The 17,579-nt window shown below is 68.2% G+C and carries 17 protein-coding genes, 1 other RNA gene and 1 riboswitch; of the genes, 9 read left to right on the top strand and 9 right to left on the bottom strand.

All coding sequences use genetic code 11. The features are described from left to right. Positions 1 to 43 precede the first annotated feature (43 nt). Together ung and ASG37_RS15440 are read left to right on the top strand one after the other, a co-directional pair. Positions 44 to 790 carry a uracil-DNA glycosylase gene (gene ung, locus ASG37_RS15445; protein ID WP_055762281.1) on the top strand — a complete coding sequence of 249 codons (747 nt, stop codon included), beginning with the start codon at positions 44 to 46 and terminating at the stop codon, positions 788 to 790. A 54-nt stretch (positions 791 to 844) separates the two neighbouring features. Continuing rightward, on the top strand, positions 845 to 1,123 hold the full coding sequence (locus ASG37_RS15440) for a hypothetical protein (protein ID WP_055762278.1): 279 nt from the start codon (positions 845 to 847) through the stop codon (positions 1,121 to 1,123). 259 nt (positions 1,124 to 1,382) lie between these two features. On the opposite strand, the gene ASG37_RS15435 is transcribed toward ASG37_RS15440, so the two are convergent. Further along, positions 1,383 to 2,363, bottom strand: coding sequence for a hypothetical protein (locus tag ASG37_RS15435; RefSeq protein ID WP_055762274.1), 981 nt, complete (start codon positions 2,361 to 2,363; stop codon positions 1,383 to 1,385). Between the two features lie 93 nt (positions 2,364 to 2,456). On the opposite strand from ASG37_RS15435, the gene ASG37_RS17445 reads away from it, so the two are divergent. Then, a complete protein-coding gene (locus ASG37_RS17445; RefSeq protein WP_162233481.1) occupies positions 2,457 to 2,618 on the top strand; it encodes a type II toxin-antitoxin system Phd/YefM family antitoxin in 162 nt (53 codons plus the stop codon). 1,339 nt (positions 2,619 to 3,957) lie between these two features. On the opposite strand, the gene thiC is transcribed toward ASG37_RS17445, so the two are convergent. The 6 genes from thiC to ASG37_RS15405 all read right to left on the bottom strand — a co-directional run bounded on the left by thiC (position 3,958) and on the right by ASG37_RS15405 (position 11,086). Further along, entirely contained in the window at positions 3,958 to 5,802 is a 1,845-nt protein-coding gene (thiC, locus tag ASG37_RS15430) for a phosphomethylpyrimidine synthase ThiC (protein ID WP_055762271.1), read from the bottom strand. A gap of 22 nt (positions 5,803 to 5,824) precedes the next feature. Next, positions 5,825 to 5,935, bottom strand: a riboswitch (TPP riboswitch). 26 nt (positions 5,936 to 5,961) lie between these two features. Then, positions 5,962 to 7,017 (bottom strand): DNA polymerase IV, encoded by a 1,056-nt coding sequence (gene dinB, locus ASG37_RS15425; protein ID WP_268795750.1) that lies wholly within the window; start codon positions 7,015 to 7,017, stop codon positions 5,962 to 5,964. A 36-nt stretch (positions 7,018 to 7,053) separates the two neighbouring features. Continuing rightward, complete coding sequence (locus tag ASG37_RS15420; RefSeq protein WP_162233480.1) at positions 7,054 to 8,346, bottom strand: O-antigen ligase family protein; 1,293 nt, start codon at positions 8,344 to 8,346, stop codon at positions 7,054 to 7,056. Between the two features lie 93 nt (positions 8,347 to 8,439). Next, positions 8,440 to 9,588, bottom strand: coding sequence for a glycosyltransferase (locus ASG37_RS15415; protein ID WP_055762265.1), 1,149 nt, complete (start codon positions 9,586 to 9,588; stop codon positions 8,440 to 8,442). A 529-nt stretch (positions 9,589 to 10,117) separates the two neighbouring features. Beyond that, positions 10,118 to 10,603 carry a DUF2569 family protein gene (locus tag ASG37_RS15410; RefSeq protein WP_055762262.1) on the bottom strand — a complete coding sequence of 162 codons (486 nt, stop codon included), beginning with the start codon at positions 10,601 to 10,603 and terminating at the stop codon, positions 10,118 to 10,120. A gap of 51 nt (positions 10,604 to 10,654) precedes the next feature. Continuing rightward, positions 10,655 to 11,086 (bottom strand): RrF2 family transcriptional regulator, encoded by a 432-nt coding sequence (locus tag ASG37_RS15405; RefSeq protein WP_055762499.1) that lies wholly within the window; start codon positions 11,084 to 11,086, stop codon positions 10,655 to 10,657. Positions 11,087 to 11,131: 45 nt separating this feature from the next. Here ASG37_RS15405 and ssrA point away from each other — a divergent pair. Both ssrA and ASG37_RS15400 read left to right on the top strand, forming a co-directional pair. Further along, positions 11,132 to 11,517: a transfer-messenger RNA gene (gene ssrA, locus ASG37_RS17440) on the top strand. A gap of 184 nt (positions 11,518 to 11,701) precedes the next feature. Next, positions 11,702 to 12,475 carry a TSUP family transporter gene (locus ASG37_RS15400; RefSeq protein WP_055762259.1) on the top strand — a complete coding sequence of 258 codons (774 nt, stop codon included), beginning with the start codon at positions 11,702 to 11,704 and terminating at the stop codon, positions 12,473 to 12,475. Between the two features lie 20 nt (positions 12,476 to 12,495). Here ASG37_RS15400 and ASG37_RS15395 read toward each other — a convergent pair whose 3' ends face one another. Both ASG37_RS15395 and ASG37_RS15390 read right to left on the bottom strand, forming a co-directional pair. Further along, positions 12,496 to 12,768 carry a hypothetical protein gene (locus ASG37_RS15395; RefSeq protein ID WP_055762256.1) on the bottom strand — a complete coding sequence of 91 codons (273 nt, stop codon included), beginning with the start codon at positions 12,766 to 12,768 and terminating at the stop codon, positions 12,496 to 12,498. Between the two features lie 85 nt (positions 12,769 to 12,853). Then, positions 12,854 to 13,213, bottom strand: coding sequence for a hypothetical protein (locus ASG37_RS15390; RefSeq protein WP_055762253.1), 360 nt, complete (start codon positions 13,211 to 13,213; stop codon positions 12,854 to 12,856). Positions 13,214 to 13,481: 268 nt separating this feature from the next. Here ASG37_RS15390 and glpX point away from each other — a divergent pair, with 268 nt between their 5' ends. The 4 genes from glpX (at position 13,482) to ribA (ending at position 17,466) form a co-directional block, all read left to right on the top strand. Continuing rightward, entirely contained in the window at positions 13,482 to 14,441 is a 960-nt protein-coding gene (gene glpX / locus ASG37_RS15385; protein ID WP_055762251.1) for a class II fructose-bisphosphatase, read from the top strand. Positions 14,442 to 14,625: 184 nt separating this feature from the next. Next, a complete protein-coding gene (locus ASG37_RS15380; RefSeq protein ID WP_055762249.1) occupies positions 14,626 to 15,246 on the top strand; it encodes a LolA family protein in 621 nt (206 codons plus the stop codon). A gap of 367 nt (positions 15,247 to 15,613) precedes the next feature. Further along, positions 15,614 to 16,408, top strand: coding sequence for an exodeoxyribonuclease III (locus tag ASG37_RS15375; protein WP_055762246.1), 795 nt, complete (start codon positions 15,614 to 15,616; stop codon positions 16,406 to 16,408). Next, positions 16,405 to 17,466 carry a GTP cyclohydrolase II gene (gene ribA / locus ASG37_RS15370; protein WP_055762244.1) on the top strand — a complete coding sequence of 354 codons (1,062 nt, stop codon included), beginning with the start codon at positions 16,405 to 16,407 and terminating at the stop codon, positions 17,464 to 17,466. The genes ASG37_RS15375 and ribA overlap by 4 nt, the downstream gene beginning before the upstream one ends. Positions 17,467 to 17,579 lie beyond the last annotated feature (113 nt).

Genomic DNA, 17,579 nt, shown 5'->3' with positions numbered 1-17,579 from the left:
GTGCCGCTTCCACGCGACGGGACGAGCGTCTAAGAAGGACGCCATGAACGACACCCCTGCCCCGCTTCCCGCCGGCATCGATCCCAGTTGGGGCCCCGCCCTGTCGCCGGTGCTGGCCGGGCCGGGGATGGCGGCGCTGCGCGCGTTCCTGACCGCCGAGAAGGCGGCGGGGAAGCGGGTGCTGCCGCATTCGCGCGACTGGTTCGCGGCGCTGGCCACGCCGCTGGACCAGGTACGGGTCGTCATTTTGGGGCAGGACCCCTATCATGGGCCGGGGCAGGCGCATGGGCTGAGCTTTTCGGTGCGGCCGGGCGTCGCGGTGCCGCCGTCGCTGCGCAACATCTACAAGGAGCTGCACGACGATCTGGGGATCGCGCCGGCGCGCCATGGCTATCTGGGACACTGGGCCGAGCAGGGCGTGCTGCTGCTCAACAGCGTGCTGACCGTGGAGCAGGGGCGCGCGGCGTCGCATGCGGGGCATGGGTGGGAGGCGTTCACCGACGCGATCGTCCATGCGGTGGCCGAACATGCCCCGCCCAGCGTCTTCATGCTGTGGGGATCGCATGCACAGAAGAAGGCGGCGTTCGTGCAGGACGGCGCGGCCGGCGGGCGGCATCTGGTGCTGAAAGCGCGGCACCCCTCGCCATTGTCGGCGCATAGCGGGTGGTTCGGCAGCCGGCCGTTTTCGCAGGCCAATGCCTTTCTGGAAGCGCAGGGCCGGGGCGCGATCGACTGGGCGGTGCCGGCGGTCGGTACGCAGGCGGAACCTTTGGACGCGGCGGACGATTGATGCCGCCTGTCCGGCGAATGGCCGGGCCGGTTGGTTTCGAAGGGGACAAGCACCATGAAGACGATGATGAAAGCGGCCGGCATGGCCGGACTGTTGATGCTGGGCGCGTGCGGCGGCAATGCCGACGACAAGGCGGCGGACAACATCGAGGCGATGACCGAGAACCGCGCCGACGCGCTGGAGGATCAGGCCGATCTGACGAGCAACGAGCAGGTCGAGGACGCGCTCGAGGATCGCGCCGAGAACGTTCGCGAGATGGGCGAGGACGCCGCCGAGAAGGCTGACGACGACGACAATGCCCAGATCGAGCAGGCAGTCGCGAACCGGATGTAACGCGCGCCGGGCAAGGCGTAGCGTCAGCTACGCCAAGCCGCACAAGGCGCGCGCGGCCGACGGCGCCAGCAGCGCCGTTCGACGCCACGGGCTTTGCCCGTGGCGCGGCCGTCGACCGGTCGCCTCCCGCGCCGGTCGCAACTGCCGTCCGGGCAGGAACCGCGCCGTCAGCGTGTATGGATTCCGGCCTGCGCCGGAATGACGAAGGGGGGTGGAGCCGGCGGTTCCGCTCCCCAATTCCCCCCAAAGTTTACAAAGTTTACACTCGCCGCGCCTTGCGGCGGCGGGCGCGCTTGCCCGGATGGTCGGGGGTCAGGCCGGTCGCGGCGGCGCGCTTGGCGAGGGCGAGCTGAATTTCGAAGTCCACGCCCAGCGGACCGGGGGCGGGAATATAGGGCAGGTCATCGTCGCCGTCGTCCTCGTTGGGGATGTGGATCGGCGGCTGGAGCGGTTCCTCGGGCTGGGGGCGATGGGGGTCGCACCAGCGCGGCAACCGGCCGTCGAGAATATCGGCGCAGGCGATCCGCGTATCGAGGTCGGCGGGATCGATCGCGCGATGCGGTTCGGCGGGTGCCACCGGGGCGAGGCGTTCGAGCGCCTGCGCCAGCGGCAACGGCGGATCGAGCCGGGGGCGATCGGCGGCCGGTTCGTCGGGCAGCGTGGCGGCCGGTGCGGCAACGGGCGCGACCTCGACCCGCGCGGGATCGGGCGCGCCGCGCGAGCGCGCGCGGGCGTGATGGCCGTAGCGATCGGGATAATGGGCGGCGAGCAGGAACATCAGCATCCGGTCGCCGTGACGGTGGCGCAGGCCGACGCGGCGGCCGTTGCGATCGAACACCACTTCCTCCGACCCGTTGACCGCGCGTTCGAACGCGACATCGACCAGCATCGCCACCGCCTGCGCGATCGCCGCGTCCCATGCGTGGGCGAAGGGCTCGCCGCCCTCGGCGCGGCGCAGGCCATAGGCGCTGACCCGGCTCATGCCGACCGAGCGTGCCGCCTGATCGACCGAACCGCCATCGGCCAGCGCCTCGATGAACTCGCGCTGCCGCGCCTCGGTCCAGCCGTCGCTGCGCGGCTTTCGTTTGACCGGAATCCATTCATAGGCGGCCGGATCGAAGCCGTGCGCGTCGATATAGGGCGTGTCGGTGGGGGGATCGACCTGCAACAGCGGATGCGGCTCGGGCAGCGGTTGCAGGGCGGGCGAGGGCGCAGGGCGCGCTGGCGTGGGGGTCTGCATGGGCGGCAGCCGAGCATGGGTCGGGGGGTGTAGGACAGCGGTTTTTGGGGGGTGGGGATGTTTGGACGGGTGGGAATGGGCTATGGTCGCGGAATGGACAGCATCAGCCTTGGCGACGCGACGCGCGATCTTGGAGCACTGATTGACCGGGTAGTCGCAGAGCGAACGCCGGTGGCGATTGAGCGCGACGATGGCGTTGGCGTGGTGATGGTTGCAGCGGGGGATTGGGCGGCGATTGAGGAAATGATCTGGTGAGAGACCGACTCTGAAAGCCAATGCGCCTCCTTGTCAGCTAAGCCTCTGTAGAATAACCACTATTGCCAGAAAAATGCCAAAGTCCGCTATTCGCCAAAAATCCGTTGAACTATCGGGTGTTATTGCGCATTATGTTCCTGCGATAGCGAACGACAGAACACGTTCCCCCGTGCGTAACTGCGGGGATAGACCATATCGCGTGTTGTTATTGCAGCACGAACATGCGGCTCCCCCGCATGCGCGGGGAATTTTCAATTTTTTGGAGCGCGATATGTCATCAGATCGTGGTTCCAATCCTGAACATGGTGGGCCGGCGCTTTGGCGAGTGCCGGCCCACGATGCAGGCGTGCGCCTACTTTGCGTTGCAACCGCAAGTAGAACCTAGTTGCCCTTGTTCCTTGCGTCAACGCGCGCGCCCGGCGTTGCCGTCAACAAAGGTAAAGAACGATGACCCCTCTTGGCCATACCGTCAAAAGCGGCAAACTTTGTCCGGCAACTGGAATCTGGCGCTCCGAAGGCGTTGGAGAAGCGACATTCGTACAGGGCAGCCGTATGCCATTGTGTGATGGCGTTTCAACGAAGTGGACGTTGATGTTGCATACCTAAACGGACGGGGAGGCACATCATCGGTGCCGCCCCGTTTTTCGTTTGGTATCGGCGAAGGGATGCCTCCCCTTCGTCACCCCGGACCTGTTCCGGGGTCCACCGCTCCGCAGGCGATGGCGCTGGAGATGCGACCCGGGCGTGCGCCGCCCGGTGGACCCCGGAACAGGTCCGGGGTGACGGGTGGGGGAATCGGGTCGTCTTGCGGCGGGCCGCGCGTGGATGGCCGGCGGACCGGGGTTCGCCCGTGGCCTGTCGGGGTCTGATCCACCTGCACGGAAACGTCGCCCCAGCGAAGGCTGGGGCCTCCCGCGACCCCTGTCACGCATCAGCTCCGGGAGATCCCAGCCTGCGCTGGGATGACGTTCGTTTCGACGTGGGTCGATCGGACTGCCACCGCATCGCTGGCGGTGCCGTGGACCCCGGAACCAGTCCGGGGTGACGGGTGGTCGGATCGTGTCGCCTTGCGGCAGGCGGCGCGCTGGTGGCAGGCTGGGCCGGGTTCGCCTGCTACCAGTTCGCGTCGGGGCGACGGGGTGGACCGATGCCGGGTGACGCGCCCGTTCGGGACCTGACCTGTCCACGCCGAACCCGACGTCCTCCCGGCGCAGGCCAGAATCGCTCGCGGGTCCTGCGGGGCAGGAGCCGCTTGCGGCCCCAGCCTGCGCTGGGGCGACGGGTTGGGGCGGGATGGGTCGCCCCCTCCCCGCTTGCGCGCGAGGAGGGGGCAGCATCCTCACTCCGCCGGCAAGTACACCTCCCCGCCCTTTTCGCGGAACTTGTCGCTCATTTCCGCCATGCCCTTCTCCGCATCGCCCGCCGCGAGGAACGTCTCGACGCCGGCGTTCTGCTTGGCGGCGAATTCGCGCACTTCGGCGGTGATCTTCATCGAGCAGAATTTGGGGCCGCACATCGAACAGAAATGCGCGGTCTTGGCGCCTTCCGCCGGGAGCGTCTGGTCGTGATAGTCCTCCGCCGTGTCGGGATCGAGGCTGAGGTTGAACTGGTCGCGCCAGCGGAAGTCGAAGCGGGCGCGGCTCAGCGCATCGTCGCGCAGTTTCGCGGCGGGGTGGCCCTTGGCGAGATCGGCGGCGTGGGCGGCGAGCTTGTAGGTGACGACACCGACCTTCACGTCGTCGCGGTCGGGCAGGCCCAGATGCTCCTTGGGCGTGACGTAGCAGAGCATGGCGCAGCCGAACCAGCCGATCATCGCCGCGCCGATGCCGCTGGTGATATGGTCGTATCCCGGCGCGATGTCGGTGGTGAGGGGTCCGAGGGTATAGAAGGGCGCCTCGCCACAGACCTGGAGCTGCTTGTCCATGTTCTCCTTGATCTTGTGCATCGGCACGTGGCCGGGGCCTTCGATCATGACCTGCACGTCCTGCGCCCACGCGCGGTGGGTGAGTTCGCCCAGCGTGTAGAGCTCGCTGAACTGCGCCTCATCATTGGCGTCGGCGATCGATCCGGGGCGCAGGCCATCGCCCAGCGAATAGGCGATGTCATACGCCTTCATGATCTCGGTGATCTCGTCGAAATGTTCGTAGAGGAACGATTCGCGGTGATGGCTGAGGCACCATTTCGCCATGATCGACCCGCCGCGCGAGACGATGCCGGTGACGCGCTTCGCGGTCATCGGGATATAGGGCAGGCGGACGCCGGCATGGATGGTGAAGTAATCGACGCCCTGTTCGGCCTGTTCGATCAGCGTGTCGCGGAAGATCTCCCACGTCAGCTCCTCGGCGATGCCGCCGACCTTTTCGAGCGCCTGATAGATCGGCACGGTGCCGATCGGCACGGGCGAGTTGCGGATGATCCATTCGCGGGTGTCGTGGATGTTGCGCCCGGTCGACAGGTCCATGACGGTGTCGGCGCCCCAGCGGATCGACCAGACGAGCTTGTCGACTTCGGCCGCCACGTTGCTGGCGACGGCGCTGTTACCGATGTTGGCGTTGATCTTGACGAGGAAGTTGCGGCCGATCGCCATCGGTTCGGATTCGGGGTGGTTGATGTTGCTGGGGATGATCGCCCGGCCGCGCGCCACTTCGTCGCGGACGAATTCGGGGGTCACGTAATCGGGGATCGACGCGCCGAAATCCTCGCCGTCGCGGATGTGGCCACGCAGCATCTCGCGCCCCATGTTCTCGCGGATGGCGACATATTCCATCTCGGGCGTGATGATGCCGCGACGGGCATAGTGCATCTGGCTGACGTTCGCGCCGGCTTTGGCACGCAGGGGGCGCTTGACGACGTTCGGGAACGGCTGGACGCCGCCCGACCGATCGGGGCCGAGCTGGCCATTGTCCTCGGGGCGCAGTTCGCGCGCGTCGTAGGACTCGACGTCGCCGCGGCCGACGATCCAGTCGCGGCGCAGCGGCGAGAGGCCAGCCATGATGTCGATCCGCGCGTTGGGATCGGTATAGGGGCCGGAGGTGTCGTAGACGTTGAGCGGCGCTTCGCCGGATGACGGATCGAGGTCGATCGCGCGCATCGCTACTTGCAAGGGGCCGACGTGAATCTTGCGGCTGCCACGGATCGGGCCGGTCGTGACGCCGATTTCGGTCTTTGCGGGGATGTCTGCCATATTCCACTCCATGCGGAGGGATGCGGGGCTGCCGCTCCCTCCCTACGCCGGTGTCAGCCGGATCAGGTTCAGCGGGTCGAAGGCTGTGGCCTTCCTCTCAAGCGTGACGGTAACGCTCCCCCGGGGACCGGATGGTTGTAGGCGGGTTGGGGTGTTTGGTCAAAGCAGATCGAGTTGGCCGCTGGGTTCCCCGGTGCCGAAGCCGGCCAGCGTGACGCCGACGAGGCGCAGGCCCATGCGCAGCGGGTAGAGCGTTTCGATGAGCGCCAGCGCGGTGCGGTGGAGCGTCGCACGGTCGCGGACCGGGGTGGTCAGCGTGCGGCTGCGCGTGACGATGCGGAAGTCGGCGTATTTGGCCTTTACCGTGACGGTGCGGCCGTATTGCCGCGTCTTCTCGACCCAGTCCCACACGTCGTCGGCCATCGCCAGCACGCGCTCGGCGATGGCGTCGGGGTCGGTCAGGTCGTGGTGGAAGGTGGTTTCGGAGCCGGACGACTTGCGCACCCGGTCGGGGCGGACCGGGCGGTCGTCCTCTCCGCGCGCGATGTCGTGATACCAGCGCCCGGCCTTGCCGAAGGTGCGGGTGAGGTCGGCGAGGGTCCAGCGTGCGAGGTCGGCACCGGTGTGGATGCCGAGCGCCCCCATGCGTTCGGCGGTGCGCGGGCCGATGCCGTGGAAGCGCTTCACCTCCAGCGCGGCGACGACGCGCGGGCCGGCTTTCAGCGGAATGACGCACTGGCCGTTGGGCTTGTTCATGTCCGAGGCGAGCTTGGCGAGGAACTTGTTGTAGCTGATCCCCGCCGAGGCGGTGAGGCCGGTGTCGGCGGCGATGCGGGCGCGGATTTCCTGCGCGGTGGCGGTGGCGCTGGGCAGGCCACGCCGGTTTTCGGTCACGTCGAGATAGGCTTCGTCGAGCGAGAGCGGTTCGACCAGATCGGTATAGTCGTGGAAGATCGCGCGGATCTGCGCGCTCACCGCCTTGTACACCTCGAAGCGGGGGCGGACGAAGATCAGGTCGGGGCAGCGCCGCAGCGCCGTGACCGAGGGCATCGCCGAGCGCACGCCGAAGCGGCGCGCTTCGTAGGAAGCGGCGGCGACGACGCCCCGCCCGCTCGATCCGCCGACCGCGACCGGTTGCCCCTTGAGGTCGGGGGCGTCGCGCTGTTCGACCGAGGCGTAGAAGGCGTCCATGTCGACATGGATGATCTTGCGCACGCAGCAGATGTAGGTGCGCAGGGGCCGATTGCGAAACTACCGCGCGGGTCGGGCGGCGCGACGCAGGCCGAGGAGGCGCAGCGCGCGGCGGCGGAGCTGGTGGTGCTGGCCGGCGCTGCCCTGCGACTGGCGATAGACGATCGCCAGCGCGATCATCAGGAACACATGGCCGTAGCTGGCGGCGAGGATCGTCGTCTCCGCCATATTCTGTCCGGCGCAGAACAGGATGATCGCGAGCAGCAGCGAGCGGCGCGGCTTGGCGATCGACAGGCTGAACAGCAGGCGCAGCAGCGGCCACACGATCAGCGTGGCGACCGCGAGCAGCGTGCCGGGCACGCCGATGGTGACGAGCAGGTCGAGATAGCCGTTGTGGCCGTGCTGGATGTTGGTCGACACCCAACTGGAGGTCAGCGAAAAGATCGGGCTGGCGTCGCCGATCGCCCAGAATGACTGGAACCCCGCGCCGGTCCATGGATGCTGGCCAACATAGTCGATCAGCGGCGGCCAGATCTGGGCACGGCCGGTCAGCGCGTTCGGATCGTTCACGACCTCGTCGATGAAGGCGATATTGGCCGAGACGAGCAGCAGCGCGAGGGTGGCGACGACCATCAGCATGCCCGCCAGCACGACGCGGCGGTCGGCGTCGTGATGGCGGATCGCCCAGCCGGCGAGGATCGCCAGCACGACGACCCCCTGCGAGGTCTTGGAATGGGTGAACCACAGGAACACCGCCGCTGCCGCAACGACGGCGATGGTCACGCCGCGCGAGAACTGGCGATTGTCGAACAGGAACAGCACCATGGTCAGCGCGGTAATCGCCCCGGCCGGGTTCTTGTGCGACACGATCCCGCGCCAGCTCCCGATGACGGTTTCCTCTTCCGAAATCAGGTTGCGGTGGATGCCGTCGGGCAGCAGGAACACCGCGAGGAAATTGACGGCCAGCAACACCAGCAGGAATTGGCGCAACAGGCGCAGCGTGCGGTCCGGCCCCAGTTCGCCGACGCTGCGAAAGGTGATCCACGTCATCATCGCGACCAGCGTCACGCGGCGGAACGAGGTCGCCGGATCGATCGCCCACAGCGTCGAAAGATAGCAATACCCGAACAGGAGCGTGACGCCGAACGGCACGCACAGCATCGTGCGCAGGTTGCGAAGGCCGGTGCCGAACAGCAGCAGGACGAAGATGCCGCCATAGAGCAACTGGTTGCCGAGGCCGGCCTCGGTCGCCTGACCGATTCCCGCGTCGCCGCCGCCCTGAAAGGCGGTCACGCCGACCAGCGTCGCGGCCAGCAGCAGCACGAAGGCGATGGCGGCGATGGTAACGGACACGCCGCCGCCCGAACGGCCGGGGCGCGCCGTCGACGGCGATCGGAGCGCGGGGCGGGGCAGTCGATCGGCCGGCGGGTACATGGCCGTGCCCTATCACGCCGCCGGCGGGGGAGCCAGTGGCAGGCGATACCGGTCGCGATAGGCGGCGGCCATGACGACCGGATCGAAGCGGGTGGCGATCACCCTGCCCTGCCCGGCGGCGACGGCGCGGGCGGCGGGCAGATCGTCGATCACGCGCGCCAGCAGGCGGCCGAGCGTAGCGACGTCGCCCGATGCCGCATGGAACGGATAGTCGGCGGGCAGCAGCTCGTCGAGGCCGGGGGCGATGGTGGTGACGAGCGGCACGCCGGCGATCAGCACTTCGGCCGGGAGCAGCGGAAACCCCTCGAACCGCGAGGGCAGCAGGACGATGTCATGGTCGGTGAGGCGGGCGGCGAGGTTGGCGATCGGCCCGGTCAGCGCGATCGTCCAGCCCGGCGCGATGCCGGCCACGCCGCGCGCCACCATGTCGGCGAGGTCGCCCGAGCCGGCGATCGTCACCGCCACGTCGCGGCGGGGGGTGCGGGCATGGGCTTCGCCAAGGATCGCGGGGAGCAGGTCGGCGCCCTTTTGATGGACCAGCCGGCCGGCGAAGAGGATGCGCAGCGGCGAGGGGTCGCGCGGAGTCGGCGCGGGTGCCGCCTGCGCCACGATGCCGTTATGGACGACCTCGGCCCGCGGGCGGCCGGGCAGGATCGCCGCGTCGGCATCGGCGGCGGCGCGCGAGACGGCGACGGCCTGCGCCCCGGCCAGCCGCCGCGTGACCCAGCGGCCGATCCCGGCCCAGTCGATCCACAACACGCTGTTGTGGACGGTGCGCAGGATCGGCGTGGCGCGCACCGCAGGCGACAGGACGTGCGCAATCGCCAGCGTCAGTTCGGGGATCTCGGTGTGGACGTGGATGACGTCGGGCCGGAAGCGCCGGACCATCCGCGCCAGCCGCCACGCCGCCTGCACCACCCCGCCCGATTTGAAGCCGCGCCGCGTGCCGAAGGCAAAGGGCACGCCCCAGTCGGTCAGCCGCGCGGCCATCGCCTGCCCCACCGGCCCCGGTTCGGCATGGTCGATGACCGCGAACAGCGCGAAGTCGATGTCGTCGCGCAGCGAATCGATCAGGCCGAGCGCGACATTTTCCGCGCCGCCCATGGCGAGATGGGTGATGACATGCAGCACGCGCGGGGCCGCGGACTGGTGCGCCGTCATGCGTTCCTCCCTCGTTCGTCGCCGTTTGCGCGCTGTATCAAGCAGGCATCACGACGTCGAGGCGGCTTGGCGGCGGCAGTCGGGGAGCCGAAGGTTGATTCGTCCAGGGCCGATCGACATTCCGTCGGCCGTGACGCCAGCAACGACCATTTCCGTCACCCCGGACTGGTTCCGGGGTCCACCGTGCAGCGATCGATGCCGCTCGAGACACTTGCGACAGCGTTTGCGGTCAGGTGGACCCCGGAACAAGTCCGGGGCGACGAAGGAGGATGACGTTTTCGACTACGAACTGCACCGGAATAGCTGAATGTCGATCCCCACCTGACCAAAGGCGTCGCCCCAGCGAAGGCTGGGGCCTCAAGCGGCTTCTGCCGTGCGTCATCACCGGGAGATCCCAGCCTTCGCTGGGATGACGCCTGGTTCAAACGGGATGGATCAGACGCCAGCTACGGTCGAGCTTCGGCTGGAGCCTTGGCGACCTGCACCCTTCGCTGGAGCGGAAAAAGCGAACGTCGTTTCGACGCACGCCTCAGGCGAATACGTCGGCGCTGTCGTAGTCCGGGGTATAGGTGTTGGCGACGCGGCGCGAGCGCAGCAGATAGGCGGTCCACAGTCCGGCGAAGATCACTCCTTGCGCCAGTATGAGGATGCTGCGCCCGAGCAGCGCGCCGATCGACATGCCGGTCACGATCGTCACCAGGATGATCTCGACCAGCGACAGCACGATCGTCAGCAGCCAGAGGCCACGGACGGCGATCCGCACCGTTTCCGGGCGGTGGACGGCGTAGAGCCGCCATGCGATGTAGAACGAACCGGCGAGCTTGACGAGGATCACCGCCGTCTCGACGAGTTGGAACGGCAGGATGTCGGTATCCTCGCCGAGTTGCCCCGGCTCGAGCGACCAGAGGTTGATCGCCTCGAAAACCGTGCGCAGCGGTGACAATATCCCAAGCAACACGATCAGCAGCGCGAGCCAGCCGCCCACGCCGCGCAACGCCCGTTCGTCATAGGCCATCGAATCATCCCCCTGCCCGCCAGTCTATCGCGCGGCGCAAGGCTGGCAAGGTTACGCCGCCGCCAGTTCCTGTGCTGCGGCCATGGCGAGGCTGGTACCATCGAGAATCCGCGCGGTTTCGTCGCGGACCCGCGCCATCGCGAGGCGGATGGCGCACGACGCCTCGTCCTTGCAATCGCCACACGGGCGATAGGCGGTGCGGCTGACGCAGGGCACCAGCGCCAGCGGCCCTTCGATCACGCGGATGATCTCGCCGAGCGAGATCAGATGCGCGGGCCGCGCGAGATGGTATCCGCCCGCCTTGCCGCGCGTCGAATGGAGGAACCCCGCTTCGCGCAGGTCGGCGAGGATTAGTTCGAGGAACTTGCGCGGCACGGTGGCGGCGGTGGCGATCCGGTGCATCGGCATCGGTGCCTCGCCCGCGGGCTGTTCGGCGAGGAACAGCATGGCGCGCAGCGCATAGCGGGAACGCTGGGTAAGCATGGTCGCCCCTGCCCATGCCACTTGTGTGCCAACAAGGAAAGTCCGCTTCTTTTCAAACGCCGTCGATGCGCCTATATCCCTGTCCGTCGGCTTCCAGCCGGCTATGGCGATAAACTGCGGCGTGCAATAGACGCAGCGGACCCGGGGGCAGTACCCGGCGGCTCCACCATAAGGTGGTGTTTCTGGACACCGTTTCTGACGGGGCCGAACCAGGATCGACGTGTGTTGAAAAGCGCTGTTTTCGCTCGGAATGGGACCACCGCAACGGCCCATACACACAAGTGCCAACGATAACGAAGCACTCGCGATTGCGGCGTAACTGAGGGCCTCACGGCCTGAAGTTACTCTAAAATAGCGCGGTTGGACCGAACCGGGCAACAGAATCGGATTCCAGCGGTACGGGGGGCACCGGGCAACAGAAGCTCCCCACCCGATATTCGCGTTACCTCCGCCACCTGAAGCTCCCCTCCCTGACAAGGGAGGGGCTGGGGGTGGGTCGTCCCATGCGGGAGCGGCACGCCCGCCCCAAGCCTACCCACCCCCGACCCCTCCCTTGTCAGGGAGGGGAGAGATAGCCCCCTATGCGTCCCACACCCCATCGGGTAGGCGGCGGCGATGGATCTCCAGAGCATCCTCGCGTTGATGGCGGTGGCGTTCGTTGCCGGGACGATCGACGCCATGGCGGGCGGCGGCGGGTTGCTCACCATCCCCGCGCTGCTGGCGGCGGGGGTGCCGCCGGTCGCAGCGCTTGGCACCAACAAGCTGCAAAGCGCGTGCGGGACGGCGGGTGCAGCCTGGGCCTTCTGGCGCGACGGGCAGATCGACGTGCGGCGTTTCATGCGGCCCGCGCTTGCCTCGTTCGCGGGAGCCGGGGTCGGCGCGGCGCTGGTGCAGACGATCGATCCGTCGTTCCTTGCCGGGCTGTTGCCGATCCTGCTGGTCGCGATGGCGGGGTATTTCCTGTTCGGGCCGAGGCTGTCCGACGTCGATACCCATGTGCGTCTGGCACCGGCCGGGCTGCTGCTCGCGGTCGCCGGGATCGGGCTGTACGACGGGTTCTTCGGCCCGGGCACCGGATCGTTCTTCACGCTGCTGCTCGTCACCGCCGCCGGATTGGGCGCGACGCGGGCGGTGGCGCATACCAAGCTGCTCAATCTTGCCAGCAACCTCGCCGGGCTGGCGGTGCTGGTCATGGGCGGGGCGGTTTGGTGGGGGCTGGGCCTGGCGATGGCGGTGGCGAGCGTCGCGGGCGGGCAGCTCGGCGCGCGGCTCGCGATCCGCTGGGGCGGGCGGGCGATCCGGCCGCTGCTGGTCGTGCTGTCGCTGGCGCTGACGGTGAAGCTGGTCGCCGATCCGGGCAATCCGTTGCGGGGGTGGATCGGGGTTTGAAAGGCGGTACCGGCCCGCTCCTATTCCTTCGGCGCGGTCGACAGGATAGTGCGTGGCTTGCGGGTACAGACTTTCGGGCCGACCAGTCCGCATTCGCGGCCGTCCTGACTCAGTCCGTCGGCCTTGCGGTCGAACACGCGGTCGTCGTCGATCGGCAGGCGATAGCGCGCCGCGCCCTTGCGACAGGCCAGCGCGCCGGGCGTGGCGGCGCAATCGACCGGGTCCTCGATCCCGAGCGTGGGGGCGGCCGGCGCGGCCTGTAGCAGCAGCGCGAGCAGGAGCAGCGACGGCATCGGCGGAAATCCCTTTGGCATCCGGTGGTGATACCGACCGGATTTCAGGAGCCTAGGCCGATCCGTCCGCCAACACCACCGGCGATTATCTGGCGAGCGGGCGCGGCGTGCCGGGCTTCACCCCGCCGCGCGTACTGGCGCTGACGCCGACCGAGCCGCAGCCTTGCAGGAACGCGCCGACCCCGCAGGGCAGTTGCGGCACCGCCAGCAACCGCTCGCGCTCGCCCAGCGCATCGACCGCCCTGGGATCGCCCGGCGCGGGCGCGGTGACGAGCGGCACACGGTAGCGATCGGCGTTGCGCGCGGCACACACCACGATCTCGTCGGGGGCAGCCCCTTCGCGGCACGGCGTGTCGATGCGAGTCGCGGCGCGGGCGCGCGCCATCGCCGCCGCCACGCTCGTCTCGTCGGCCAGCATCGCCAGCCACAGTGCCACCGCCGCCATCGATTCGCTCCTCCGCCCGCCGCTATCTGATAGCCTGCTTGAAAATTCGCGGAAAAGCGAATTTCAAGGCGGTGCCGGCCCGCTCCCCCACCCGGCCACCCACTTGAGTATCCTGATGGGTGGCCGAGTGGAGGAGCGGGCCGGCGCCGCGCAATGCGTGTCGACGCATTTCCGGACAGACTTCGAACAGCATCGCGCGACGCGGCTTGCTCGGCAAGAGCAGGTCGCCTATCGGGTGTTTAAACCGTTTAACGGGGAGGATACCTGAATGAATCCTGTGAGCAGCACTCTCGACCGCGTACTCGTTCTGGAAATGGTGCGTGTCACCGAAGCGGCGGCGATCGCCGCGTCGACGCTGGTCGGGCGCGGCGACGAGAAGGCGGCCGATGCCGCCGCCGTCGAGGCGATGCGCGCCGCGCTCAACGAACTCTACATGGACGGCACCGTCGTGATCGGCGAGGGCGAGCGCGACGAGGCACCGATGCTGTTCATCGGCGAGAAGGTCGGCATCGGCAAGGGGCCGGAGATCGACATCGCGCTCGATCCGCTGGAGGGCACCACCATCTGCGCCACTGCCGGGCCGAACAGCCTTGCCGTGCTGGCGATCGCCGAGAAGGGCGGGCTGCTGAACGCGCCGGACGTGTATATGGACAAGATCGCCTGCGGGCCGGGCTATCCCGAGGGCATCATCGATCTAGACCGGTCGCCGACCGAGAATGTGACGGCGGTGGCGGCGGCCAAGGGCGTCGACCCGCACGACATCATCGTGTGCGTGCTCGACCGTCCGCGCCACGAGGCGATGATCGCCGAGCTGCGCGCGGTGGGTTGCGGCGTGATGCTGATCGGCGACGGCGACGTGGCCGGCGTGATCGCCACCACCAACCCCGACACCACCATCGACCTGTACATGGGCCAGGGCGGCGCGCCCGAGGGCGTGCTGGCCGCCGCCGCGCTGCGCTGCGTCGGCGGGCAGTTCAAGGGCCGGTTGCTGTTCCGCAACGACGACGAGCGCGCGCGCGCGGCGAAGTGGGGCGTGACCGACCTCGACAAACAGTACGACCTGACCGAGCTGGCGCGCGGCGACTGCATCTTCGCCGCGACCGGCGTGACCGACGGCTCGCTGCTCGACGGGGTCAAGCGGATGCCGGGCAAGATGACCACCGAAAGCGTCGTGATGCGCGCCAGTTCGGGCACGGTGCGCTGGGTGAAGGGCGAACACCGGCTGTAAGAGGTTGTTTGAAAACGCGCCGAGGCGCGTTCCTCCCGACCACCCACAGCGTATCCTGAATGGGTGGTCGGGAGGGGGAGCGGGCCGGCACCGCCTCGAAACTTGTGCTTCCACGAGTTTCGACAGTGACCGCAACCGGTCGGGTTCACGCCGCGTTCAATGCGCCGCCGCCAACAGGGTGGTCATGATCTGGAGACGCCCCATTCGCCCGCTCGCGCTTGCCGTTGCCCTTGCCGCCCCCGTCGCGCTTCACGCGCAGGCGCCACAGAACGACCTCGCCTCGGTCCAGCGGCACCTCTCCGCCGTCGAGACGATGACCGCGAACTTTACCCAGACCGATCGCAACGGCCGGGTCCTGTCGGGTGTGCTGACGCTCAAGAAGCCGGGCAAGATTCGCTTCCAATATGAGAAGGGCGTGCCGATCCTGCTCGTGTCGGATGGCAAGTCGCTCTATTTCCTCGACTATCAGGTCGGACAGAAGCAGCGCTGGCCGATCGGCAACTCGCCGCTCGGCATCCTGCTCAACCCGGCGCGCGATGCGTCGAAATTCGCCCGCGTCGTGCCGTCGAGCGATCCGCGCGTCGTGAGCGTCGAAGCCTACGACCCCAAGCGGCCCGAATATGGCCGCATCACCATGATCTTCGCGCGGCAGGCGTCAGCGCCGGCGGGGCTGATGCTGCAAGGCTGGGTCGCGCTCGACGCGCAGGCGAATCGCACGACGGTGCGGCTGACGGGTCAGCGGTTCAATGCGCCGGTGGCCGATTCGGCGTTTCGCTTCAACGAACCGTCGCGCGGGCGGCGGTAGGAGTTTTCTCTCCCCTCCCTGACAAGGGAGGGGTCGGGGGTGGGTCGGCCCATGAGGGTACGGTACGCCCGCCCCAGACCTACCCACCCCCAGCCCCTCCCTTGTCAGGGAGGGGAGAAGGTGGTGCGTGCCGCCGGCCGCCATCTTTTTACAACGAATACGCATGACGTTCATCAAAGCGACAGGTTTCTCCCGCTAGGACTGGTCTTGCGGTGTTGGGGCGCGTCCGGGATTTTTCCCCCTGTTGCCCGGGTCCTCGACGCCCGCCTGCGTGATGAACGCACGGTCGGCCCTCGTTCCATGCCCCCGGAGCGAGGGCCTTTCCATGTCTGGCGCACCGCGACACGCCGCGATACAGGCATCGCCCATGGACACGCTTTCCGTCGCTTCGTGGAACATCAATTCGGTTCGTTTCCGCATGGACATCGTCGAACGCTTCCTGCGCGAAGCGCGGCCCGACGTGCTGTGCCTGCAGGAAACGAAGGTCGTGAACCAGGACTTCCCGTTCGATCCGCTGCGGCGGTTGGGCTATACCCATATCGCGATCAACGGCCAGCGGATGCACCACGGCGTCGCGGTGCTATCCAAGCTGCCGCTGGCGGAGGACGACCGGCTCGACTGGCAGGCGAACGGCGAGGCGCGGCATATCGGCGTGGCGCTGGCCAATGGCCTCAGGATCGAGAACGTCTATATCCCGGCGGGCGGCGACGTGCCCGACCGCGCGGTGAACCCGAAGTTCGGGCAGAAGCTCGACTTCCTCGAACGCATGATCGACTGGTCTAAGGGCCTGGGCGACACGCCCGTGCTGCTGACCGGCGATTTCAACGTCGCCCCGCTGGAGAGCGACGTGTGGAGCCACAAGGCGCTGCTCGACGTGGTCAGCCATACCCCCATCGAGATCGAGACGCTGGCGCGGTTGCAGGCGGCGAACGACTGGGTCGATCTCGGCCGGCATTTCCACCCCGCACCGGCACGGCTCCATACGTGGTGGAGCTACCGCGCGAAGGACTGGGCGGCGTCGGATCGCGGGCGGCGGCTCGACCATATGTGGGCCAGCCCCGCGCTCGCGCCACGGGCGGTCGCCCACCGCGTCCATGAGGATTGCCGGAGCTGGCTGAAACCCAGCGACCATGTGCCGATCGTGACCGAGTTCGCGTTTTGAGCGAGCCGCGCGACGTCGCCCGCGCGATCGACGCGCTGCGCCGCGGCTGGCCGATCGCGATTGCCGCGCCGGGCGAGCCGGTGCTGACCCTGCTGCCGATCGAGACCGCCGATCCGCTGCGCCTTGCCGGCTTCGATCCCGATCGCTCGGCGCATGTCCTGCTGTCGTTCGGGCGGGCCGAGACGCTCAAGATCGTCAACCAGCGCGCGGCGGCCGAACCCGACCAGCCGGTGGCGATCCGGCGCGAGGCGTGGACCGATTTCGCCGCGCTGACCGCGCTGGCCGATCCCCAGCTCGATCTGGCGACGCCGATGAAGGGGCCATTCCGGGGGATCGAGTCGCCGGCACCGGTGGCGGCCGCCGCCGCGCTGCGCCTCGCGCGGGTCGCGGGGCTCCTCCCGGCGTTCGTCGCGGGGGGCGAAGGCGCGGAAGTGACGATCACCCCGGTGGCGATCGACGCGCATGAACATGCCGACCGGCTGGCGATCGTCGCGCGCGCGCGGCTGCCGGTCGCGGGCGCGGAGGACAGCGAGATCGTGGCGTTCCGCACCCCCGATGCGGCGGGCGAGCATGTCGCGCTGCTGATCGGCCAGCCGGGTGGCGCGCCGCCGCTGGTGCGGCTGCACAGCGAATGCCTGACCGGCGACGTGCTGGGCAGCCTGAAATGCGACTGCGGGCCGCAGTTGCACGCCGCGATCCATGCCATCGCCGATGCCGGCTGGGGCATCCTGCTGTATCTGCGGCAGGAGGGGCGCGGGATCGGGCTGGTAAACAAGCTGCGCGCCTATGCGTTGCAGGATCAGGGGTTCGACACGGTCGACGCCAACACGCGGCTGGGCTTCGCGATCGACGCGCGCGATTTCGGCGTGGCGGGGCGGATGCTGTCGCTGATGGGACAGAACCGCATCCGGTTGCTGACCAACAACCCGGCGAAGGTCGCCGGGCTGGAGGCGACCGGCATCACCGTTATCGAGCGGGTGGCGCATCACCTGCCGGCCAACCCGCACAACGAACGCTATCTCGCGACCAAGCGCGATAGGACCGGGCATCAGTTGTAGCGTTTGACTTCGTCTAACCCGTGGCGTCGCCCCAGCGAAGGCTGGGGCCTCTCGCGGCTCCTGCTGTGCGCTATCACGGGGAGATCCCAGCCTTCGCTGGGATGACGGTTGAA

Origin of the sequence: Sphingomonas sp. Leaf407 (assembly GCF_001425385.1) — a bacterium.
Classification (GTDB): Bacteria; Pseudomonadota; Alphaproteobacteria; order Sphingomonadales; family Sphingomonadaceae; genus Sphingomonas.
The sequence above is the reverse complement of the archived record's forward strand: the minus strand, read 5'-3'. Positions and strand labels throughout refer to the sequence as shown.